The 22,148-nt window shown below is 74.0% G+C and carries 20 protein-coding genes; 11 read left to right on the top strand and 9 right to left on the bottom strand.

Annotated features, from left to right (window positions below):
* Window positions 1-4 precede the first annotated feature (4 nt).
* Complete coding sequence (locus ACRAKH_RS00620) at window positions 5-1,480, bottom strand: cytochrome ubiquinol oxidase subunit I (protein WP_380728586.1); 1,476 nt, start codon at window positions 1,478-1,480, stop codon at window positions 5-7.
* A 319-nt stretch (window positions 1,481-1,799) separates the two neighbouring features.
* On the opposite strand from ACRAKH_RS00620, the gene ACRAKH_RS00615 reads away from it, so the two are divergent.
* Complete coding sequence (locus tag ACRAKH_RS00615; RefSeq protein WP_380728584.1) at window positions 1,800-2,399, top strand: TMEM165/GDT1 family protein; 600 nt, start codon at window positions 1,800-1,802, stop codon at window positions 2,397-2,399.
* 3 nt (window positions 2,400-2,402) lie between these two features.
* On the opposite strand, the gene ACRAKH_RS00610 is transcribed toward ACRAKH_RS00615, so the two are convergent.
* The 4 genes from ACRAKH_RS00610 to ACRAKH_RS00595 form a co-directional block, all read right to left on the bottom strand.
* Window positions 2,403-2,939 carry a Uma2 family endonuclease gene (locus ACRAKH_RS00610; RefSeq protein WP_380728582.1) on the bottom strand — a complete coding sequence of 179 codons (537 nt, stop codon included), beginning with the start codon at window positions 2,937-2,939 and terminating at the stop codon, window positions 2,403-2,405.
* 95 nt (window positions 2,940-3,034) lie between these two features.
* On the bottom strand, window positions 3,035-3,703 hold the full coding sequence (locus ACRAKH_RS00605; protein ID WP_380728580.1) for an IclR family transcriptional regulator: 669 nt from the start codon (window positions 3,701-3,703) through the stop codon (window positions 3,035-3,037).
* A 3-nt stretch (window positions 3,704-3,706) separates the two neighbouring features.
* Entirely contained in the window at window positions 3,707-4,879 is a 1,173-nt protein-coding gene (locus ACRAKH_RS00600) for a fumarylacetoacetate hydrolase family protein (protein ID WP_380728578.1), read from the bottom strand.
* The gene (locus ACRAKH_RS00595; RefSeq protein ID WP_380728577.1) at window positions 4,876-5,742 is read right to left on the bottom strand and encodes a hypothetical protein; all 867 of its coding nucleotides are present in this window, start codon (window positions 5,740-5,742) and stop codon (window positions 4,876-4,878) included. The genes ACRAKH_RS00600 and ACRAKH_RS00595 overlap by 4 nt, the downstream gene beginning before the upstream one ends.
* 69 nt (window positions 5,743-5,811) lie before the next feature.
* Here ACRAKH_RS00595 and ACRAKH_RS00590 point away from each other — a divergent pair, with 69 nt between their 5' ends.
* The 6 genes from ACRAKH_RS00590 to ACRAKH_RS00565 all read left to right on the top strand — a co-directional run bounded on the left by ACRAKH_RS00590 (window position 5,812) and on the right by ACRAKH_RS00565 (window position 14,379).
* The gene (locus ACRAKH_RS00590; protein WP_380728575.1) at window positions 5,812-6,987 is read left to right on the top strand and encodes a homogentisate 1,2-dioxygenase; all 1,176 of its coding nucleotides are present in this window, start codon (window positions 5,812-5,814) and stop codon (window positions 6,985-6,987) included.
* Between the two features lie 39 nt (window positions 6,988-7,026).
* Window positions 7,027-8,307, top strand: coding sequence for an SWIM zinc finger family protein (locus ACRAKH_RS00585; RefSeq protein WP_447009556.1), 1,281 nt, complete (start codon window positions 7,027-7,029; stop codon window positions 8,305-8,307).
* Window positions 8,304-9,731, top strand: a complete 1,428-nt coding sequence (locus tag ACRAKH_RS00580; protein WP_447009555.1) for a DUF5691 domain-containing protein — start codon at window positions 8,304-8,306, stop codon at window positions 9,729-9,731. Before ACRAKH_RS00585 ends, ACRAKH_RS00580 begins: the two co-directional genes overlap by 4 nt.
* On the top strand, window positions 9,728-10,816 hold the full coding sequence (locus ACRAKH_RS00575) for an ATP-binding protein (RefSeq protein WP_380730264.1): 1,089 nt from the start codon (window positions 9,728-9,730) through the stop codon (window positions 10,814-10,816). The genes ACRAKH_RS00580 and ACRAKH_RS00575 overlap by 4 nt, the downstream gene beginning before the upstream one ends.
* Window positions 10,816-13,020: a DUF5682 family protein gene (locus ACRAKH_RS00570; protein ID WP_447009554.1), complete on the top strand. Its 2,205-nt coding sequence runs from the start codon at window positions 10,816-10,818 to the stop codon at window positions 13,018-13,020. Before ACRAKH_RS00575 ends, ACRAKH_RS00570 begins: the two co-directional genes overlap by 1 nt.
* A 186-nt stretch (window positions 13,021-13,206) precedes the next feature.
* A complete protein-coding gene (locus tag ACRAKH_RS00565) occupies window positions 13,207-14,379 on the top strand; it encodes a VWA domain-containing protein (protein ID WP_380730585.1) in 1,173 nt (390 codons plus the stop codon).
* A gap of 194 nt (window positions 14,380-14,573) precedes the next feature.
* Here the strand turns inward: ACRAKH_RS00565 and ACRAKH_RS00560 are convergent, their stop codons facing one another.
* Window positions 14,574-15,038 (bottom strand): hypothetical protein, encoded by a 465-nt coding sequence (locus ACRAKH_RS00560; RefSeq protein ID WP_380730160.1) that lies wholly within the window; start codon window positions 15,036-15,038, stop codon window positions 14,574-14,576.
* Between the two features lie 82 nt (window positions 15,039-15,120).
* Complete coding sequence (locus ACRAKH_RS00555) at window positions 15,121-15,588, bottom strand: hypothetical protein (protein ID WP_380730158.1); 468 nt, start codon at window positions 15,586-15,588, stop codon at window positions 15,121-15,123.
* 261 nt (window positions 15,589-15,849) lie between these two features.
* Between ACRAKH_RS00555 and ACRAKH_RS00550 the strand changes: the two genes are divergently transcribed.
* From ACRAKH_RS00550 to ACRAKH_RS00540, 3 genes are all read left to right on the top strand, one after another.
* Window positions 15,850-16,611, top strand: a complete 762-nt coding sequence (locus tag ACRAKH_RS00550; protein WP_380730156.1) for a DUF2470 domain-containing protein — start codon at window positions 15,850-15,852, stop codon at window positions 16,609-16,611.
* A gap of 196 nt (window positions 16,612-16,807) precedes the next feature.
* Window positions 16,808-17,506, top strand: coding sequence for a CPBP family intramembrane glutamic endopeptidase (locus tag ACRAKH_RS00545; protein ID WP_380730162.1), 699 nt, complete (start codon window positions 16,808-16,810; stop codon window positions 17,504-17,506).
* Between the two features lie 15 nt (window positions 17,507-17,521).
* Complete coding sequence (locus tag ACRAKH_RS00540; protein WP_380730154.1) at window positions 17,522-18,178, top strand: GOLPH3/VPS74 family protein; 657 nt, start codon at window positions 17,522-17,524, stop codon at window positions 18,176-18,178.
* A gap of 45 nt (window positions 18,179-18,223) precedes the next feature.
* Here ACRAKH_RS00540 and ACRAKH_RS00535 read toward each other — a convergent pair whose 3' ends face one another.
* Together ACRAKH_RS00535 and ACRAKH_RS00530 are read right to left on the bottom strand one after the other, a co-directional pair.
* Entirely contained in the window at window positions 18,224-20,278 is a 2,055-nt protein-coding gene (locus ACRAKH_RS00535) for a caspase, EACC1-associated type (RefSeq protein ID WP_447009553.1), read from the bottom strand.
* Between the two features lies 1 nt (window position 20,279).
* A complete protein-coding gene (locus ACRAKH_RS00530) occupies window positions 20,280-20,639 on the bottom strand; it encodes a hypothetical protein (RefSeq protein ID WP_380723234.1) in 360 nt (119 codons plus the stop codon).
* A 199-nt stretch (window positions 20,640-20,838) separates the two neighbouring features.
* On the opposite strand from ACRAKH_RS00530, the gene ACRAKH_RS00525 reads away from it, so the two are divergent.
* The gene (locus ACRAKH_RS00525) at window positions 20,839-22,086 is read left to right on the top strand and encodes an arginine deiminase (RefSeq protein WP_380723236.1); all 1,248 of its coding nucleotides are present in this window, start codon (window positions 20,839-20,841) and stop codon (window positions 22,084-22,086) included.
* Window positions 22,087-22,148: the final 62 nt, after the last annotated feature.

Below are 22,148 nucleotides of genomic sequence, written 5' to 3'. Positions count from 1 at the left end.
CCTCTCAGTACGCGAACGACAGGACGTCGTCGCGCTTCCCGGCGTCGTCGTCGGGTCCCCGAGCCGGCAGCACGCCCGCGACGCCGGCGCGGACGTACCGCCGGATCAGGAACACCTCGACGCAGGCCAGCACCCCGTAGACCAGCGTCAAGGCGATCAACGACGTCAACACCTCCCCCGGTGTCGACGACGACACGGCGCGCGCGGTGAACATCCACACCCCGTCCACCCCGCTCGGGTTCGGCACCACCACGAACGGCTGCCGACCCATCTCGGTGAAGATCCAGCCGAAGCTGTTGCCCAGGAACGGGGTCGCGACGCTCCCGAGCGCGAGCCACGCGAACCACCGCCCGCGCGGCACCCGGCCGGCGCGCGTCAGCCACAGGACCAGCAGCCCGGCGCCGGCCGCGATCGCGCCGAACCCGATCATCAGCCGGAAACCCCAGTAGGTGACGGGCAGGTTCGGCACGTAGTCGATCGGCTTGCCCGAGAGCTCGCCGAGCTTCGGGTCGACCGGGTAGTTGGTCCCGTACTTCTCCTGGTACAGCGGCAGCAGGTCCTGGATGCCCTTGACCTCGGTGGTGAAGTCGTTGTGCGCCAGGAAGGACAGCAGCGCGGGCACGGTGACGCTCTTGACGTTCTCGCAGTCGGGCCGCGACACGTCCCCGACCGCGAACACCGAGAACGACGCGGGCGACTCGGTGTGGCACAGCGCCTCGGCCGCCGCCATCTTCATCGGCTGCTGCTCGAACATCAGCTTGCCCTGGAAGTCGCCGGTGATCGCGAGCCCGGTGAACGCCGCCACGCCCACCCACGTGCCGAGCTTCACCGACGCCCGCCACACCGGCCCGTCGTCGCCGCGGCGCCACAGGTGCCACGCGGCGATGCCCACCAGGAACGTCCCGGCGACGGCGAACGCGCCGAACACCGTGTGCGGGAACGCGGCCAGCACGGTGTTGTTGCCCAGCACCGCCCAGATCGACGTGAGCCGCGGCCGCCCGTCGACCATCTCGACGCCGACGGGGTGCTGCATCCACGAGTTGGCGGCCAGGATGAAGTACGCGGACGCGATCGTGGCCAGCGAGAACGCCCACACGCACGCCAGGTGGACCTTCTTCGGCAGCCGGTCCCAGCCGAAGATCCACAGGCCGAGGAACGTCGACTCGACGAAGAACGCGACCAGGCCCTCCATCGCCAGCGGCGCGCCGAACACGTCGCCGACGAACCGCGAGTAGGCGCTCCACGTCATGCCGAACTGGAACTCCTGCACGATGCCGGTGACCACGCCCATCGCGAAGTTGATCAGCAGCAGCTTGCCCCAGAACTTCGTCATCGCGAGGTACTTGCGGTCGCCCGTGCGCACCCACGCCGTCTGCATCACGGCCACGAGCAGCGACAGCCCGATGGTCAGCGGCACCATCAGGAAGTGGTAGACGGTCGTGATGCCGAACTGCCACCGTGCCAGGTCCAGAACTTCCACGGGACGAACGTAGGTCCGGAGGGAGGTCCCGCCTCAGGTACGAGGGTCACCTGTGGACCGGGACCAAGGTCCCGGTGTGCGGCGTCACGCGGGCGGGCGCGCCGGCGCCGGTTACGATGTCCGGGCCAGAGGGGAGTAGTTCCCCCGGGTCACCACGACCGGGGCGAGAGGATCGACACACTGGTCCGCCTTCGCGCGGACCCGGTCCCTCACCCGCTCTCGGGAGCGGGCGAACGAGACCTCCGGCCGGGCAGCGCACCACGCCCGGTCGGGGTCGTGCTGCCTCCGTCCGGGTTCCCATCGGACGTCGGAGGTACCCGTGGCACCCGAACTCATCGCCCTGGCGACGGCTTTCGCCATCGTCTTCCTGGCCGAGCTGCCGGACAAGACCATGGTCGCCACCCTGGTCCTCACCACCCGCTACCGCGCGTGGCCCGTGTTCGCGGGCGTCACGGCGGCGTTCGCGATCCAGTGCGTGGTGGCCGCGACGTTCGGCGGCGTGCTCACCCTCCTACCCGATCGGGTGGTCGCCGCCGTCGTGGCGGTCCTGTTCGGCGTGGGCGCGTTCCTGCTGCTCAAGGAGGGCTTCTCGAAGGACGGCGACGACGTCGACGCGGCCGCCGACGGTCCCGACCGGGTGACGTTCCTCCGGGCCGCCCTGACCTCGTTCGGCGTCCTGTTCGCCGCCGAGTGGGGCGACGCCTCCCAACTGGCCACCGCCGCCCTGTCCGCCCGGTACGAGAGCCCGGTGTTCGTGGGCCTGGGCGCGTTCCTGGCGCTGGCCACCGTCGCCGCCATCGCCGTCCTGGTGGGCCGCAGGATCGCCGCCCGCATCCCGACCCACCTGATCCAGCGGGTGAGCGGCTTCATCTTCGCCGTGTTCGCCCTCTTCGCGCTCTGGCAGGCGGTCACGGGCTGAACCTCACACCAACCCGTCGAGCTTCACCGTCACCGGGAACGGCACCGTGGTGGTGTACTCACCCACCACGTCGCCGGCGTCCTGGTACCCGAACTCGCCGGCGAGGTGACAGGCGACCAGCGAGACCGGCGGGTCCAGGTCGACGATCCAGTAGTGGGGAATACCGGCATCCGCGTATTCCCCGCGCTTGATCACCCGATCCGTGCGCTTCGAGCCCGGCGACACGATCTCGATCACGACCAGCACCTCGGACGCCTTCAGCATCCTGCCGCTCTTGGTCGCCTCGCGGGGAACGACGACCAGGTCAGGCCGCCTGGAGAAGCCGGGATCGCCGTACGGGGCCAGTTCGAGGTCGATGTCCACGTCCTGGATCGCGACCAGTTCGCCCGGCAATTGGGCTCGCAGCTGGGCGAACAGTTCACCCGAAGCCACCATGTGGGGCGGACTCGGACTCGGCGACATCAAGATACGACCCTCTTGCAACTCGGAGTAACCGTGCTCGGTTTCCCCGAGCTCGGCGTATTCGGCGACCGTGAACAAGTGCGGCTCGCCGGCCGAGTTCTCCGTGTCCTCAGACAGAGCAGTCACTTCGTTCCCCTTTGCCTCACCGAGAGTGCCGCATAGGCTACTGTGCGTCAGCGCAACGCCTCAGCGACCTCCTGAGCCGCCCGCACCACCTGCGGCCCCACCGCGTCACCGTCCAGCTTCTCCAGGGCCACCACGCCCACGCTGGCCCGCAGTCCGGGCACTCCGCGCACCGGCGCCGCCACGCCGAACGCGCCCGCCTGCAGCTCGCCCGTCGAGTGGACCCACTGCCGGCCCTCCGGCGACAGGCCGATGGCCTTCCCGGCCGCGCCCCGGTGCACCGGGTGGCGGGAGCCGACCCGGTAGGCCACGTGGTACGCCGTCCACGACGGCTCGACCACGGCCACCGCCTGCGCCTCGCTCCCGTCCGCCACGGTCAGGTGCGCGGTCGCGCCGACGGCCTCCGCCAGCGTCCGCAGCGCGGGCTGGGCGGCGAGGCGGAGCTGCGGCAGCACGTTGGACGCCAGCCGCAGCACCCCCAGCCCGAGCCGCACCTTGGACCCCTCGCGCCGCACCAGCCCGCGCGACTGCAGCGGCACGAGCAGCCGGTACACCGCCGCCCGCGACGCGCCGATGGCCGCCGCCAGCTCGCTGATCGACGGCGCTTCCGACTCGGCGTCCGCGACCGCCTGGAGCAGGGCCAGGCCCCGCTCCAGGGTCAGCGAGCTCTCCTTGGACGCGGGCGCCGGCAGCCGGCCGCGGGGATCGGGTCTGACCACGCTCTACCTCTCGTCGGCGGGCGCGATCGTGCCGACCACCTCGGCCAGCCCGACGACCGAACCGCCTTCGCCCGGAGCCGTCGCGGTGATCCGCACCGTGTCGCCGTCCTCCAGGAACGTCCGCTCGTCGCCGCCGACCACCACCGGTTCCTTGCCGCCCCAGCTCAGCTCCAGGAAGGAGCCGCGCTGGTCGCGCTCCGGACCGGACACGGTGCCCGACGCGATCAGGTCGCCCGGCCGAACCGTAGCGCCGTTCACCGACAGGTGCGCGAGTTGCTGCGCGAACGTCCACGACATCTCGCGGAACGGCGGGCGGGACACCACGACGCCGTTCCACTCGACCTCGAGGTCGATGTCCAGTCCCCAGGTCCGGTCCTCGACCAGGTACGGCAGCACGTCGTTGCCCAGCGGCGGGGGTGGCACGCGGGCCACCGCGAACGCCTCCAGCGGCGTGATCCAGGCCGCGACGGACGTGGCGAACGACTTGCCCAGGAACGGCCCGAGCGGCTGGTACTCCCACGCCTGGATGTCGCGCGCGGACCAGTCGTTGACCAGGGCCACGCCGAACACGTGGTCGGCGGCCTGCGACGGGGTGAGCCGCGACGCGACCGGCCCGCCGCAGACGAACCCGACCTCGGCCTCGATGTCGAGCCTGCCGGTCGGCCCGAAGACGGGACCGGCGGACGACCGGCGCTGGCCGTGCGGGCGCACGACCGGCGTGCCGGACACGACGACCGTCCCGGCCCGGCCGTGGTAGCCGATGGGCAGGTGCGTCCAGTTCGGCAGCAGCGCGTCGCCGTCGGGCCGGAAGATCCGGCCGACGTTCTCCGCGTGGTGCCGCGACGAGTAGAAGTCGACGTAGTCGGCGACGGTGAACGGCAGCACGGCGCCGTCCAGGGGCACGAGTCGCGCGCCGCGCGGGGCGGAGGCGGCCGTGACGATCTCCACCAGCCGGGCCCTCAGCTCGCTCCACGCGGGCCGCCCGGCCGCCAGCAGGGCGTCCAGCGTGCCGGTGGCCACCAGCGGCTCCAGCCGCTCGCCCAGGGACAGCCCGCCCAGCAGCAACGCCTGGTCGCCCACGCGCACCGCGACACCGCCGGGCACGACGCCGTAGGGCAGCGTCTGCGGCCCGAACGGCGAGTCGGCCGTGAACGCCGGGTCCTCGATCCAGCTCACAGCAGCCCCAGCTCCTCCAGGTCGGCGATCGGCTCGTCGAGCGAGCACGACCCGTACGACGCGAACACCCCGCGGACGGCGTGCGCGGCCTGGTCGGACAGCGCGTCGGCCTCCTCGCCGAGCGCGACCGCGTCCGTGCTGGACAGGGCCTCGCGGACGTCGCCGCCGGACAGGGACCGCGCGGTGGCGACGAGCAGGTTGAGGAAGCCGTGGTGGGTGAAGCCGGTGGCGGGGTCGGTGTGCCGGACGGCGTGGTGCAGGCCGGCGGTCGCCTTGAACGCCACGCCGCCACCGCTCACCACCGCCAGGAAGTCGGCGACCTCGTCCACGCTGGGGAAGTTCTCCTTGCTCAGCCCGCCGCAGCGCAGCTTGGGCCAGCTGCCGTGCTCGATGACGCGGCGCACGCCGTCGAGCCACTCGGCGCCGCCCCGCCGGGGCTCGACGACCCGGATGACGTCCTCGGGCACGAACTCCGAGACGCGTTCGAGCCACACCTCGTCCACGTCGGACGGGGCGGGCATCTCGACCATCCGCAGCGCCAGCAGCTCGCTGCGGGACTCGACGATCGACACGGCCTTGGGCACACCGCCCAGGCCCGTGTCGATGACCAGCGACAGGGCGATCGGCTTCACCGGTTTGACCTTGATCAGCTCGGTGATCAGCTCGGCCAGTCGCGACGCGGGGCACAGGAACAACCCCACGGCACCCGCCCATTCCCCGGCACGTGCGTCGAGGTGGCCGCGGATCGCGTCGGGCATTGCCGCGTTGCCCGGCGGGAACAGTGCGGCGTCGTCGACAAGCCGCGCGAGCAGGGGCGGAGTGCCGCGTGGACCGGGCGCACGGAGTTCGAAGGCGCTTGACACGGCTGACACGCTAGTGGCGTACCGGTCAATGAACAAAGATGTCCGACTATCGAACGCCCGGAGTGAACCATGGCGTACTACCGCCAGGTGGGTGAGATCCCCCGAAAGCGCCACACGCAGTTCCGCGACCCGGAAGGCGGGCTGTACGCGGAGGAGCTGATGGGGGTCGAGGGCTTCTCCGCCGACTCGGCGCTGCTCTACCACCGCCACCTGCCGACCGCGATCGTCGACGCGGTCACCGTCGAGGAGACCCGCGGCGCGCTGTCCCCGAACCTCCCGCTCAAGCCGCGGCACTTCAAGACGCCCGCGCTGACCTGGGGCGACGAGGTGGACGCGGTCACCGGTCGGCGCACCCTGTTCGGCAACGCGGACGTGGTCATCGGCTTCGTCAGGGCCACCGCGCCGAGCCCGCTGTACCGCAACGCGGCGGGCGACGAGCTGCTGTACGTGCAGTCCGGCGAAGGGGTCGTGGAGACGATCTACGGCGCGCTCCCGGTCGCCGAGGGCGATTACGTGGTGCTACCTACTTCGTGCACCTATCGGGTCGTTCCCGCACGACCGATGAACATCCTCGTGCTGGAAGCCACCGGGCACATCGGACCACCGAAGCGGTACCTGTCCGGCAAGGGCCAGTTCCTGGAGCACTCGCCGTACTGCGAGCGCGACGTGCGGGGGCCCGCCGAGCCGTTGCTCGTGGACGGCGAGGACGTGGACGTGCTCGTGCGGCACCGCGCCGGCCTCACCCGGTTCACCTACGCGAACCACCCGTTCGACGTCGTCGGCTGGGACGGCTGCCTGTACCCCTGGGCGTTCAACATCCGCGACTTCGAGCCGATCACGGGCCGCGTGCACCAGCCGCCGCCCGTGCACCAGACGTTCGAGGGGCCCAACTTCGTGGTGTGCTCGTTCGTGCCGCGCAAGGTCGACTACCACCCGCTGTCGATCCCGGTGCCGTACAACCACGCGAACGTGGACTCCGACGAACTGCTGTTCTACGTCGGCGGCGACTACGAGGCGCGCAAGGGCTCCGGCATCGGCCTCGGCTCGCTGTCCCTGCACCCGTCGGGCTGCACCCACGGTCCCCAGCCGGGCGCGGTCGAGGCGTCCCTCGGCGTCGACTACTTCGACGAGACCGCGGTCATGGTGGACACGTTCCGGCCGCTGGACCTCGGCGAGGCGGCGCTCGCCTCGGAGGACCCGAAGTACGCCTGGTCGTGGGCCCGCCGGGGGCCGGACCTGGGGTGATCGACTTTTTGTCGGTGGCGGCCTCTAACGTCTGCCGGCATGGACGCACGAGCGGTTCTGGAGACGGCCCCGGACAGCGGGGTGGCGAGCAGCGCCACCCGGCTGGCGGGGTCCTCCGGCTGGCAGGGGACGGGTCGCAGCGACACGGCCCTGTGGGGCCTGTGCAAGGGCAGCGGCAAGAACCCCTACCAGGTGTGCGTCGACCTCGGCGACCGCGCGGCGAAGTGCTCGTGCCCGTCGCGCAAGTTCCCGTGCAAGCACGCGGTGGCCCTGCAGCTGCGCCACGCGAGTGACCCGCTGCCCGCCGGCGAGACCCCCGACTGGGTCGCGGAGTGGCTGACCCGGCGTCGCCGCGCGGCCGCCGACCGGCCCGCGGCGCCGGACGACTCGCCGGAAGCCGTCGAGCGGCGGGCCAAGGCCAAGGAGAAGACGGCGGTGGCGCGGCGCGACGCCGTGCGCGCGGGCGTGGCCGGGCTGGCGGACTGGCTCGCCGACGTGGCGGGCGCGGGCCTGGCCGGGCTGCCCGCGCGGGACGCGGCGTGGTGGCACTCGATCCGCGCCCGCATGGTCGACGCGCAGGCCAAGGGGCTCGCGGCGGCCGTGGACGAGGTGCGCGGCATCGTCGCGGCGGGCGGGCCGCACTGGGCGCACGACGCGGCCGACCGGCTCGGCGGCCTGCACCTGCTCGCGCGCCTGGCCGAGTCACCCGATCCGGTGGTGCGGCGGCGGTTGGGCTTCTCCGTGGCGGAGGAGGAGGTGCGCGGCGGCCCCGGCTGGTCCGACCAGTGGGTGCCGCTGCTGAAGCTCGAATCGGACGACGGCCTGGTGCGGACCGTGCGGCAGTGGGCGTGGGGGCGTTCGCACGGCTGGGTGATGGCGATCCGGCACGCGGCGGGCGGCGCGCGTCCCGTGCCGCCGTTGGCGCACGGCGTGCCGGTGCAGGGGGTGGTGCACCCGTACCCCGGCGTGCCGCCGCACCGGGTCGCGGTGGGCGACGCGCTGGTGGAGCGGCCGGCGGAGCCCGTGCCGGCGCCCGAGTCGTGGCAGGCCGCGCTGGCGGGGCTGGAGGAGCCGCTGAAGGCCGACCCGTGGCAACGCCTGCACCCGCTGGGGTGCGCGGCGGTGCGGGTCACCGAGGACACCGGGCACCTGGTCGACGGCGCGGGCCGCGGCCTGCGGGTCCGGGCCGACCTGGCGCTGGACCAGGCGCTGGCCGTGACGGGCGGCGAGCCGTTCGACGCGTGGGGCCTGTGGAACGGCCGCGAGCTGCGCCTGGGCGCGGTGGCCGAGCCCGGCCGGGCGCCGGAGGTGGTGGGATGACGCTCCACGCGGAGTGGGACGAGGCCGTGCGGGCGGCGCTGGTCGGCGCGGGACGGGCGGGCACCACGCCGTCCGCGCTGCTGGACCGGGTCGCCGCGCTCGGCGTGGCGGCGCACGGCGCGCAGCTCCCGCCGGTGGTCGACGCGCCGCCGCTGCGAGCCGCGCCCGAGTCGGACGACGTGCCGGCAGACCCCGCCGCGCGGTCCGTGCTGACGCAGGTCCTGGCCCTGGACGACCACGTGCTGCTGACGGAGTGGTGCGGCCTGGCGAAGACGGCGCGGGTCGTCGCCGACCACCGCGAGCTGCCCGCCCTGCTGGGCCTCGGCACCGCGCACCCCGGCCTCCGCCCCGCCGTCACCGCCGTCCTGGGCGCGCGCGGCCGGTGGTTGGCGGGCATCCGGCCGGGGTGGGCGTGGGCGGCGACCGGCGTCACCACCGACGAGGTCGACCTCGACCAGGCCCTCGACCTGCCGGGCGCGGCACGCCTGGCCGCGCTGCGCCGCGCCCGCAACCAGGACCCGGCGCGCACGCGGGAGTTCCTGGCCGCGCAGTTCGAGGCGCAGCGCCGCGCCACCGACCGCCAGGCGCTGATCAGCGCGTTGGAGGCCAACCTCGGCCCGGACGACGAACCGCTCCTCGAACGCGCGCTGGACGACCGCGCGATCGGCGTGCACGACGAGGCCCTGCGGCTGCTGCGCACCCTGCCGACGTCGAACCTGGCCGAGCGCGCCGCCGAACGCCTGCACCGCGGCCTGTGGCTCACCGCCGACGGCTTCGACGTGCAGAGCGACGAGCTGTGGTCGGTCGTCGAGGCCGAGCCGGACGAGGCCCGCGACCTGCTCCGGGACGGGTCGGAGGCCGGTGTCGCCGGTCGCATCCGCGGCGCGGCGGCGAGCGTGCCGCCGCAGCACTGGACCGCCCGGCTGGGCACCGACGACCAGGGCGCCGCCGCCGAGCTGTCCCGCGGTGTCTGGGCGACCACCCTGCTGCGCGGCGTGGCGCAGAACGTGAAGCTGGCCGACGACGCGCGGCCGTGGGCGGTCGCGGCGACCCGTGCCCTGACCGGCATGGAGCAGCTGGAGATGCTCGGCGGACTGCCCGCCGAGCTGGCCGCGCGCACCGTCGTCGAGGTGTCGCGGCAGTGGAACTACGACCTGCTCGACCACGCCTGCTCGCAGTTGCCGGGGCCGTGGAGCCCGCGGGCGACCGCCGACCTGCTCGACCGCTACGCCGGCATGCGCGACCCGAGGTGGCGCGCCGGGCGGCCGCCCGCCGTGCTGCTGGCCAGGGGTGACGCCGAGGTGCTCGGCGCGAACTGGGCCCGCATCACCGAGCGGTGGCCGGAGCACACCGTCGAACTCGACGTCCTGCGCCTGCGCATGCGGCTGCGCGAGGCGTTCAACCACCGGGAGGAAAGCCAGTGACCACCGAATCCGTGCTGCGGCCCGCCGCGGAACAGCAGTACGCCGCCGAGCTCGCCGCCCTGGCGGCGGCGGACGACCGCCCGCGCCCGCCGCGGTGGCGGATGTCGCCCCAGGCGGTGGTCACCTACGTGCTCGGCGGCACGCTGCCCGACGGCACGGTGATCAGCCCCAAGTACGTCGGCGACCGGCGGCTGGTGGAGGTCGCCGTCGGCACCCTCGTCACGGACCGGGCGCTGCTGCTGGTCGGCGTGCCGGGCACGGCGAAGTCGTGGCTGTCGGAGCACATCGCGGCGGCGGTGAGCGGCGACTCGACGCTCGTCGTGCAGGGCACCGCGGGCACCGGTGAGGACCAGGTCCGCTACGGCTGGAACTACGCCCGGCTGATCGCCGAGGGGCCGTCCGAGGCGGCGCTGGTGGCGAGCCCGGTCATGACGGCGATGCGCACCGGCGCGGTGGCCCGCGTCGAGGAGCTGACCCGGATGCCCGCCGAGGTGCAGGACTCGTTCATCACGATCCTGTCGGAGAAGACGCTGCCGGTGCCGGAGCTGGGCATCCAGGTGCAGGCCGTGCCCGGGTTCACCGTGATCGCCACCGCGAACGACCGCGACCGGGGCGTGAACCAGATGTCGTCCGCGCTGGCCCGCCGCTTCAACACGGTCGTCCTGCCGCCGCCCGCGACCGAGGACGCCGAGGTGGAGATCGTGCTGGCGCGGGCCGCGCAGCTGGGGCGCGCGCTGCAGCTGCCGGCCGAGCCGCCCGCGCTGGAGGAGGTGCGCCGGGTGGTGCGGATCTTCCGGGAGCTGCGCAACGGGTCCACTGTGGACGGTCGCACGCAGCTGAAGAAGCCGAGCGGCAGCCTGTCCACGGCCGAGGCGATCTCCGTGGTGACCAGCGGCATGGCGTTGGCCGGGCACTTCGGCGACGGCACGATCACCGCCGACGAGCTGGCGGCCGGCCTGCTCGGCGCCGTGGTGAAGGACCGCGTGTCCGACACCGCGGCGTGGCAGGAGTACCTCGAAGCGGTGGTGAAGGAGCGCGGCGAGTGGCGCGACCTGTACCGGGCGTGCCAGGACGCGGTGGGCTGATGGCCGCTCGCGAACAGGCCTTGCCCGAGCGGGTGACGCTGCTCGGCATCCGCCACCACGGTCCCGGCTCGGCGCGCATGGTCGCGGCGGCGCTGGCGGCCGTGCGGCCGGAGGTCGTGCTGGTCGAGGGTCCGCCCGAGGGCGACGCCCTGCTGCCGCACGTGCCGGACCTGACGCCGCCGGTGGCGTTGCTGCTGCACGACGAGGCGGAGCCGGCGCGGGCCGCGTTCTGGCCGTTCGCCGAGTTCTCGCCGGAGTGGCGCGCGCTGAGGTGGGCGCACGCGAACGGCGTCCCGGTGCGGTTCTTCGACCTGCCGGCCGCCGCGTCCCTCGGTGACGACGAGCCGCCGGAGGAGTCCGGTGACCGCCCGAGGGCCGCGCTCGACCCGCTGGGCACGCTGGCCGAGGCGGCCGGGTTCGACGACCCGGAGCGCTGGTGGGAGGACGTGGTCGAGCACCACACCGACCCGCGCGACCTGGCGGAGGCCGTCGCCGAGGCGATGGGCGCGTTGCGCGAGGAGTTCGCCGACGAGGTGGACGCCCGCACCCTGCGCCGGGAAGCCGCGATGCGGCAGAACGTCCGGCAGGCGTTGAAGGACGTGGCGGGCCCGATCGCGGTGGTGGCCGGCGCGTGGCACGTGCCCGCGCTGCGCACCCTGCCGCCCGCGTCCGTCGACGCGGCGGCGGTGAAGGGCCTGCCGCGCCGGAAGGTGTCCGGCACGTGGGTGCCGTGGAGCCACGGCCGGCTGGCGTCGTCGTCCGGGTACGGCGCCGGGGTCGCGTCGCCCGGCTGGTACGCGCACCTGTGGGAATGCGCGGAACGCGGTGACGCCGTGGCGCGCTGGTTCGCGAAGGCGTGCGGGGTGCTGCGGGCGGAGGACCTGCCCGCGTCCACGGCGAGCGCGGTGGAGGCCGTGCGGCTGGCGGACGCGCTGGCGGCGCTGCGCGGGCGGCCGTCGCCGGGACTGTCGGAGGTGATGGAGGCGTCGCTCGCGGTCCTGTGCGGCGGCGACGCGACGCCGCTCAGGCTCGTGCACGACCAGCTGGTGGTCGGCGAGCGGCTGGGCGAGGTCGGCGAGGGCGTGCCCACGTCGCCGCTGGCGGCCGACCTGGCGCGGCTGGGCAAGCGGCTGCGGATGACGCCGAGCGCGTCGATCAAGCCGGTGCGCTTCGACCTGCGCAAGGACACCGACCGGGAGCGGTCGAAGTTGTTGCGGCGCTTGGAGGTGCTGGACGTGCCGTGGGGCACGCCGGACACGACGCGGACGCTGGGCACGTTCGCCGAGGCGTGGCAGCTGCACTGGAAGCCGGAGTTCGCGGTGGCGCTGGCGGTGGCCGCGCGGCACGGCACGACGGTCGAGTCCGCGGCCCGGACGGTGCTCGTCGCGCGGGCCGGCGCGGCCACGAGGGTGGTCGACGCGGCGGAGGTGCTGGCCCGGTCGGTCGGCTGCGAGATCCCCGAGGCCGTCGCCGCCGCCCGGCAGGCGCTGGACCGGTGCGCGGCCGCCGCGACGGACGCGGTGGAGCTGCTCGCCGCGCTGCCGGACCTGGCGACCACCGTGCGGTACGGCTCGGTGCGCGGCACGGACCCGGAACTGCTGCGGGTCGCGTTGCACGGCCTGCTGGCCCGCGGCGCGGTCGGCCTGCCGCTCGCGTGCCGCGGGGTGGACGAGGACACGGCGGAACGCGCGGTCAAGGCCGTGGAGGGCGCCGACGAAGCGGTCCGGCTGGCGGCCGACGACGAGCACAAGGACACGTGGCAGCGCGCGCTGAGGGCGCTGGTCGCGATGCCCGACGCCCACGGCCTGCCGACGGGCCGGGCGACCCGCCTGCTGTGGGAGACGGGTGCGCTGGACTCGGACGAGGTGGCCGCCCGGCTGCACCGGGCGGTGTCCGTGGCCGCCGGCGCGACCGCGTTCGTGGCGGGGTTCCTGCGCGGTTCGGCGGCCCTGCTCACCGCCGACCCCCGCCTGTTCGGCGTGGTGGACGAGTGGCTGACCGGCCTGTCCGGGGCCGACTTCTCGGCCGCGTTGCCCCTGTTGCGCCGCGCGGTGGGCGACTTCAGCCCGGCGGAGCGCCGGATGCTCGGCGACCGGGTGAAGGGCACCGGTCCGGGTGGGGCGGTGGCGGCGAGCGACTGGGACGAGGACTTGGCGGCACGCCTGGCGGACCACGTGCGCGGCCTCCTCGCGGCCGCGGGCTGACGGGGGCGGCGGTGGCGCGACAGGTGCGGGAACCCGGCGACACGGCCGGCGGTCGCGGGCCGACCGGCGACGGCCCGACGACGGGGACGGGGCGGGAACGCGAGCTCGGCGGCGGTGCGGGGATGGCGTTGGCGGGATGGCGTTGGCGGGGATGGCGTTGGCGCGGACGGGTGGAGGTGCGTGGGTGTGACTCTCGACGTCGCCGGTGAGCGGCAGCGGCGGTGGCGGTTGCTGTTGGGCGGGGCGGCCGGCGACCTGGGGTCGTTGGGCGAGGACGACCAGCGGCGTGACGCGGCGCTGACCGGGTTGTACGGCGGCGGCGAGGCGCCCGACCCCGGTGGCAAGCGGAGCGCCGGGCTGAGCGGGTCGTCGCCGGTGCTGCACCGGTGGCTGGGCGACGTGCGCACGTACTTCCCGAGTTCCGTCGTGCAGGTCATGCAGCGCGACGCGGTGGAACGCCTCGGCCTGCGCCAGCTGCTGCTCGAACCGGAGCTGCTGTCGAGCGTCGAGCCGGACGTGAGCCTGGTCGGCACGCTCGTCTCGCTGTCGAAGGCGATCCCGGAGCGCACCCGCGAGACGGCCCGCGCGGTCGTGCGCAAGGTCGTGGAGGACATCGAGCGCAAGCTGGCCGACCGGTTGCTGGCGGCGGTGCACGGCGCGATCGACCGGTCCCGCCGCACGAGCAGGCCCCGTCTGTCCGATGTGGACTGGAACCGGACGATCCGGAAGAACCTGCGGCACTACCAGCCCGACCAGCGCACGGTGGTCGTCCAGGACCTGGTCGGCAACAGCAGGCGCAGCCGGCAGGCGTCGCTGCGGGACGTGGTGCTGCTGGTCGACCAGTCCGGGTCGATGGCCGAGTCGGTCGTGTACTCGGCGGTGCTGGGCGCGTCGCTGGCGTCGTTGAAGGCGGTCGACACGAAGCTGGTCGTGTTCGACACCGAGGTGGTCGACCTGACCGAGCAGCTGAAGGACCCGGTCGACCTGCTGTTCTCGACCCAGCTGGGCGGCGGCACGGACATCAACCGGGCGGTGGCGTACGGGCAGTCGCTGGTGCGCCGGCCGACGGACACGGTGATGGTGCTGATCAGCGACCTGTACGAGGGCGGCGTGGCGCGGGAGCTGCAACGCCGGGTGCGGGAACTGGTGCAGAGCGGCGTGGTGGTCGTCGTGCTGCTGGCGTTGTCGGACAGCGGCACGCCCTCCTACGACCACGAGCTGGCGGCGCGGCTGTCGGAGCTGGGCGCGCCCGCGTTCGCGTGCACCCCGGACCGGTTCCCGGACCTGCTGGCGACGGCCCTGCGCCGCGAGGACGTCGGCGCGTGGGCCGAGCAGAGCGGCATCCCGGTGGGCCGCTAGCACGCGTCAACGCCCGGCGTCGCGCCAAGCCGGGTCCACAGCGGACCGGACGGCAACGCGGCCTGACGGCCGGCACGGCGAAGTCGGCGCGGCGGTCGTTGGTGCCGCGCGGCGGGGTCAGCGCGGCCAAGCTGCGGCCGGCAGAGTCAGCGCGGGCGGAGTCGGCGCGCGGCGGGGTCAGCGCGGCGGGGTCGTCAGCGGATGACGATCCGGCCCAGGGTCAGGAACGGCGCGCCGCGGGTCAGCACGGCGGTCCGGCCCCGCTCGTCGGGACCGGCCAACCACACCTGCCCGCCGCGCCGGATGTTCTCGCGCACCCGCTCGGGCACTTCCGCGAGCCGCAGGAACGTGCGGTCCGAGCCCTCGGTCTCCAGGAACGTCTGCCGCCCGACCCGCGTCCGCCCCGGCACGAACTTCACCGCCACGGGGTGCCGGGGGTAGGTGTCGAGCAGCCGCAACAGGCTCCGCCGCGAGCAGAAGTGCCGCAGACCGGGCACGGCGAACTCGACGCACAGCGGCGTGAGGACGAACACCCACCGCGACCCGATCCACTCGGAGATCAGCCACAGCACCACGAACGCCAGCAGCGCGATCCCGATGAACCCGACCGCGCGGCGATCCGCCCCGGCCAGGCACTTGCGCACCCACGCATCACCCACCACTGCTCCCAGCCAACCAGGATTCCCACCCCGGGGGTAGCCGAGAAGACGATCACCAAACGCCACCGTGAGCGAAAACTCCTCAACCCCGGACGACCTTCGCCGGGAACAGCTTCGGCACGCCCCGGAAGGTCACCACCGTGTTCCCCGCCCGATCAGGTGAGACGACCCAGGCGCGCCGGTGCCGCCGGATGCGTCCTCGGGCCACCGGGCCGGCGCTGACGTCGAGCACGAGCGGCCGTGCGCCGTGGACGACGAGCAGCCCGCCACGCCAGTGCACCCGCACGTACACCCAGGCGTGATCACCCATGACCCGCGTGAACGGCTGCCGCCGCGTGAGCCCGAACCCGAGCACCAGCACGGAGAACAGCAGCAGCGCCAACGGCACCGGGGACGGGTCCGCGAAGCCGAAGACCAAGGCGAGTTGCAGCGCGAACGCGAGCGCGCCCAGGACGACCCAGCCGAACGCCCGCCGACTCGCGATCTCCAGGCAGTACCGGGTCCACCGGTCATCGAGCGCCGCACCCCGGGTGGACGGCTTGTTCGGCACGACCACGAGCCACCTCCGCCAGGCGACCCCAGATTACGACGATCACCGCACCACCTGAATCGCCCAACCGGCCCGATCCTCGCCGACGCCGCCCGCTCCCCCGCCCGAAGGACGGGGCGACCCCGTGCGGCGCGCGCGTCGCCGACCCCCTAACCTGCGGTGACGATGCGCCGTGCCGAGGCTGCGACCACGTGGTCCGGTCGTGGGACTACCGCCACCGGACGCCAGCCAGTTAGGCTGCCCTAAGTTGGGAGGTGAGCGGTGAACGAGACACGTCGACCGCCGGCCCCGCACCCGGCGGAGCGGGCTCGCACCATCGCCGCCCGCGGCGGGCGCGCGGCCCTGCTGCCGTCCGACGGCGCGGACAGCCGGATCACCCCGGTGCTGCACCACGTCCACGCGAACGGCGACGCGACGATCGTGCTGCCGGACGAGCACCCGCTGGTCGAGTCCGCCCGCCGGGGCGAGGTGACGGCCATGCTGGAACTCGCCGACCAGGCGCCGGTCCCGTTGCGCGAGCCGGTCCGCGGCCTGCTCTGGATCACCGGCTGGCTGCGCACGCTCGACGCCGACGAGGCCCGCGAGACGGCGCTGCGGGTCGCCGACGCCCGCCCGGACCCGCGCCTGCTCGACGTCGGGCACGGCGCGTCCGCCCTCACGCTGGCGCCCGCCTCGCTGGTGGTGGCGGACGCCGAGGGCACGACGTCGCTGAGGCCGGAGCTGTTCGCGCAGGCCGAGCCGGACCCGTTCGCCGCGCACGAGGACCACTGGCTGCGCCACCTCGAACTGTCCCACCGCGACGTGGTCGGTTTGCTCGGCCAGCACCTGCCGGACCACCTGAAGGGCGGTCACGTCCGCCCGCTCGGGCTGGACCGCTTCGGCCTGCGGCTGCGGGTCGAGATGGCGGACGAGGACCACGACGTGCGCATCGCGTTCTCCCGGCCGGTCGCCACCGCGCAGGAGCTGGCCGTCGAGCTGCGCCGGCTCATGGGCTGCCCGTTCCTGGCCCGCCAACGCGGCTGACCCCGCCCGCGAACCGGACCACCGAACCGACGACCGCCGTGAACCGACGACCGACCGCGAACCGAACCCCCGCCCGCGAACGGACCACGGCCGCCGTCGACGGTGACGTGGTTACCGTATGGGCGTGATCGAAGCCCACGAGCTCGACGCCCGGGAGCGCCGCGGCTACCAGCTGGAACTGCTGATCGTCTTCGCGATGACGCTCGGCCTGTCCGGCGTGCGGAGCCTGGTGCGGCTGCTGGACAGCCTCCTCGACCCGGTGCCCCTGAACGAGCAGAAGGTCGCGATCAACGTCCCGCAGGCGCGGTTCGACCTGCTGGACCTGATCGCGCAGCTGTTGAGCGTCGTCCAGCTGGCCGCGTGGGGCGGGCTCGGCCTCTACCTGCTGTGGCGCGGCGGGATCAGGCTGAAGGCGCTGGGCCTGGACCGCACCAGGATCGGGCCGGACGCGCTGGGCAGCCTCGGGCTGGCCGCCGTGATCGGCATCCCAGGGTTGATCTTCTACCTGGTCGCGTGGAACCTCGGGTTCAACCTGGCCGTGCTGCCGTCCACCTTGGACCAGTCGTGGTGGCGCAGCGTGGTGCTCGTCCTCTCCGCCGCGGGCAACGCGTGGGCGGAGGAGGTGCTGGTCGTCGGCTTCTTCATCACGCGGCTCAAGCAGCTCGGCTGGCGCGACAACACGGCGTTGCTGGCCAGCGCGGTGCTGCGCGGCTCGTACCACCTGTACCAGGGGTTCGGCGGGTTCGTCGGCAACGTCGTGATGGGCCTCGTGTTCGGCAAGGTGTGGCAGCGCACGAACCGGCTGTGGGTGCTTGTCGTCGCGCACACGCTGCTCGACGTCGTCGCGTTCGTCGGCTACACGGTGTTGCGCGGACAGGTGTCCTGGCTGCCCTGAACCTAGGGTGGTGCCATGGACGAGCTGACCCTGGCGGACGAACTGGCGCTGCTCGCGCACGACGACGACGGCACGCGCCGGCTCGGCCAGCCGGCGCTCGGGTACGGCCTGGCCGGCGCGCTGCTGGTCGAGTTGGCGCTGGCCGAGCGGATCGACGTGGTGGACAAGAAGGTCACCGTGCTGAACCCGACGCCGACGGGCCGTCCGGTGCTCGACCAGGCGTTGGCCCGGATCGCCGACGACAAGCCGCGCAAGCCCGCGCACTGGATCGACAAGCTGAGCAAGAAGCTGACCGAGCAGGTGCTCGACGGCCTGGTGGCCGGCGGCGTGCTGCGGCGCGAGGAGGACCGGGTGCTCCTGGTGTTCCCGCGCACCCGGTTCCCCACGCCGGACGGCGCCGAGCCGCCCGCGGAGACCGACGCGCGCGCCCGGATGACCAGGGCGGTCACCGACGACGGCCCGGTCGACCCGCGCACGGCGGCGCTGTGCGCGCTGGTGAAGGCGGTCGGCCACGACCGCAAGGTCTTCGCCCACCTGCCGCGCGCCGAGGTGCGCAAGCGCCTGAAGACCATCTCCGAGGGCGAGTGGGCGGCGCTCGCCGTGCGCAAGGCGATCGAGCAGGTCCAGTCGGCGATCACCGTGGCCGTGATCGTCCCGGCCGCCTCCAGCTAGGCGTGATCACCGGCCGGGACGCGGCTCCCGGCGCCGGCCCCGCGCTCAGCCGACGAGCAGGAACCGCGCCGCGGTGTGGGCGGCGGCGGTGACCACCGAGCGGGCCACGCCCGCCGAGTCGAGCACTGACGGGTCGAGGTCGTCGACGGTGACGGCGGCGTTCTCGGCGACGCGGCGCGCGGGTTCGGCGAGGGCGGCGGCGAAGGCGTGCCAGCCGGCGACCTCCTCGGGCGTGCCGGCGGCGTCCGCGTGGAGGCGTGCGCCGACCTCGGCGAGCCCCACCCCGCCACCGCGGAGGACGCCGTCGCGGGCGGCGCTGTGCACGGCGCGCACGGCGCGTTCGACCCGGGGCGCTTCGGCGGCGTCGGCCCGGATGAGGCCCGCCGTGCCGCCGGCCGACACCCGACCGCCGTAGACCAGGGTCTCCCACGACGTGGCCACGACCTTCTCGGCGTGCCCGAACGACCGGGCCGTCGCCGTCTCCAGCAGGTCGGCGTCGAGGACCGTGCCGCCGACCACGGCGTGCAGCCGGGTCAGCCGGTCGTGGTCGGTGACGACCGCGACGACCGGCCGCTGCCCTCCCCGCTCCAGCAACACCGTGAGCGCCTGGTGCGACAGCTCCTCGCACACCACGAGCACGCCGTGGCCGGGGCCGACCTGGTCGACCGCGGACCCGACCCGGCCGGGCAGGTGGCCGCTCACGAGCAGCACCCGCGGCGCGACGAGCACCGCCTCGCGCCGCACCGCGTCGGTCACGAACAGGCTGGACGCGTAGCCGCTGTCGAACCGCACGCCCCGGCCGATCTCGTGCTCCAGCCCGAAGCCCCTGCCCTCCTCGACCAGCACCGGCCCGCGCGGCCCGGTCGCCGCGACGACCTGCCCGACGAGCGCGCCGACCTCCGCCGAGCCCGACGCGGTCGCCGCCAGCCCGGCCACGTCCGTCGGCTCCAGCGGCACGGCGGCCTCGGCGATCAGCTCACCCGCCCGCGTCGCCGCCGCCGTCACGCCGCGCATCAGCCGCACGGGGTTGTGCCCGTCGCGCATGGCCCCGACCAGCCCGTCCAGCGCCCCGCGCGCCACGGCCACCGCCGACGCCGCGCCGTCGCCCGCGTCCCGCCGCACCCGCTCCACCAGGTCGCGCACGTACCCGGCGCCGAGCGAGTCGCGCGGGTCGTCCGGCTGGAACGCCGCCACGATCGCCGACGCGTCGGACAGCTCCACGGGCCGCCGGTCGACGAACACCACGGCCCGCCGCCCCATCGGCCCCAGCGTCCGGCACACCGGCTCGGCCGCGGCCCGGAACCCGCGCGCCACCAGCAGGTGCCCGGCCGTGTACGACGCCGTGCGGCGCGACCGCCCGCCACGCGCGCCACCGGCCCGCGCGATCCGCAGCGGCTTGGACGAGCCGTGCGCGAAGTACTGCGGCGTCTGGTCGGGACGGCGGTCGCGGACCTCGTCGCGCACGTACTTGAACAGCTCGTCGACGTCGACCCACCCGTCGCCGTCGAGGTCGGCGTCCCCGCCCGCCAGGCCCTCGATCAGGACGTCGGTGAACAGCGAGGCGCGCGGGGCGTCCAGGGACAGCGAGTCCTGCTCGAAGGCGTACTCGTAGGCGTTGGACGCGGTCATCACGACGTACCCGGTGCCGACGTCGTCCAGCACGGTCATCCCGTCCGCCTTGAACCCCTCGACGAACGCGCCGCTGAAGCAGCAGTCGAGCAGCAGGAGCCGCCCGGACGCGCGGCAGTCCTCCAGCTGCTCGTTGAGGAACGAGCGCGGGATGGCGGTGCCGGCGGGCCGGTCCGGCACGGTGTTCGCGGCGGCGAAGTACAGCCGGCGCGCGGGCGTGGTGAGGCCGTGGCACGAGAAGTACAGCAGCACGAAGTCCTCGGCGGCGCGCTCGGACAGCACGTCCTCGACCGCGCGGCGGATCTCGTGGTCGGCCCGGTCGCGCAGCACCTCGACGGTCGTGAAGCCGCCGACGTCGGGGTCCTCCAGCACGGCGGCGAGCCGTTCCACGTCCTGCTCGGGCGCGCGCAGCCGGCTCAGCCGGACGTCCTCGTACTCGCCGGTGGCGACGAGGAGGGCGTGCCGCCCCACGTCACCCCTCGCTCTCGTGCTCGCGCAGCCACGCCTCCACCAGCGCCTTCTGGGACCGCGCGCCGACGCCCTCGACGGTGATCTCGTCGTCGCCGTTCCTGATCGTCACCTTGCGCGCGCCGCCGCGCTGCACGAACGCGGTGACCACGGACGCGACGGCCGCGGCCACGGCGGCGGGCAGCGCGCCGTTGAGGACGAGTTCGGCGAGGGTGGCCCCCGCGCCGCTCTTGGAGCCTTCGGGCGCCGCGGCCCGCGCCGGTCGTGCGTCGACCCGCGCGCCCCTGACCAGCTCTTGGAGCAGTTGGGTGGTCGCCACGTCGGCCCGGTCGGGCGCCTCGATGAACAAGTGGAAGTCCGCCACTGATCCCTCCCCGGTAGAACCCGATCATCCCGCAACGGCGACCACAGCCGGCACCCTCGCAGACAACGCAACGTTTTCCTATCCTGACCCACTCTTTGCGCAATGAATCGCCGTATACGAGTGGTCATACGATCGAGTTTCGCCGGAATGGGCCACTCCGAGCTGCTGATCCGACCGACCTCGGGTTACTCTCGATGTCGTGACTGCGCACATCGCCCAGACCGCGACCACCGACGGCGTGCCGGCCCCGGCGCCCAGGGTCGACAGCGAAGTCGGACCGCTGCGCACGGTGCTGCTGCACCGTCCCGGCGCCGAGCTGAAGCGGCTCACCCCGCGCAACAACGACCAGCTGCTGTTCGACGGCGTGCCGTGGGTCGACCGCGCCCAGGAGGAGCACGACGCGTTCGCCGAGCTGCTGCGCGGCCGCGGCGTCGAGGTGCTGCTGCTGTCGGACCTGCTGGTCGACGCCCTGCACGACGACCGGGCCCGGATCGCGGGCATCCACAGCGCGGTCAACGAGCGGCGGCTGGGCATCGACCTGGCCGACGCGCTGCGCTCGCACCTGGCCTCGATCAGCCCCGACCAGCTGGCCACGGCGCTGATGACCGGCATGACGTTCGAGGAGCTGCCCGCCGCGGAGGGCGCGTCGCTGGTGCGCAAGATGCACCACCCGATCGACTTCGCGGTCGACCCGCTGCCGAACCTGCTGTTCACGCGCGACTCGTCGGTGTGGGTCGGCGACCGGGTGGCGATCACGTCGCTGGCGCTGCCGGCGCGCGACCGGGAGACCGCGCTGACGGACCTGATCTACGCCTACCACCCGCGGTTCCGGAAGACGGGCCGCGCGTACGGGGCGCACTCCGCGCCGGTCGAGGGCGGTGACGTGCTGCTGCTCGCGCCGGGCGTGCTGGCGATCGGCGTCGGCGAGCGGACCACGCCGGCGGGCGCGGAGTCGTTCGCCCGGTCCGCGCTGGCGGACGGCCTCGCGCACACCGTGCTGGCGGTGCCGATCACGCAGGAGCGGGCGACCATGCACCTCGACACGGTGTGCACGATGGTCGACCGGGACGCCGTGGTGATGTACCCGGCGGTGCGGGACAACCTGTTCGCCTTCCCGGTCCGCTCGGACGGCGCGGGCGGCGTCGTGGTGGAGGACCGGCGGCCGTTCCTGGAGGCGGCGGCCGACGCGATGGGCATCGAGCGGTTGCGCGTGATCGACACCGGGCTCGACCCGGTGACCGCCGAGCGCGAGCAGTGGGACGACGGCAACAACACGCTGGCCGTCGGGCCGGGTCTCGTCGTGGCGTACGAGCGGAACGTGGAGACGAACGCGCGGCTGGAGGACGCCGGCGTCGAGGTCATCCGGATCAGCGGCTCCGAGCTCGGCTCCGGCCGGGGCGGGCCGCGCTGCATGTCGTGCCCGATCGACCGCGCGCCACTCGTCTGATTCCACCGGGAGAGGGTTGCCTAAGCTTTCTTCGGTAACCCTTTCCTATCTTCCCTAAGCCT

The organism is Saccharothrix hoggarensis (assembly GCF_052936025.1).
This window is presented reverse-complemented; position numbering and strand designations above follow the sequence as displayed.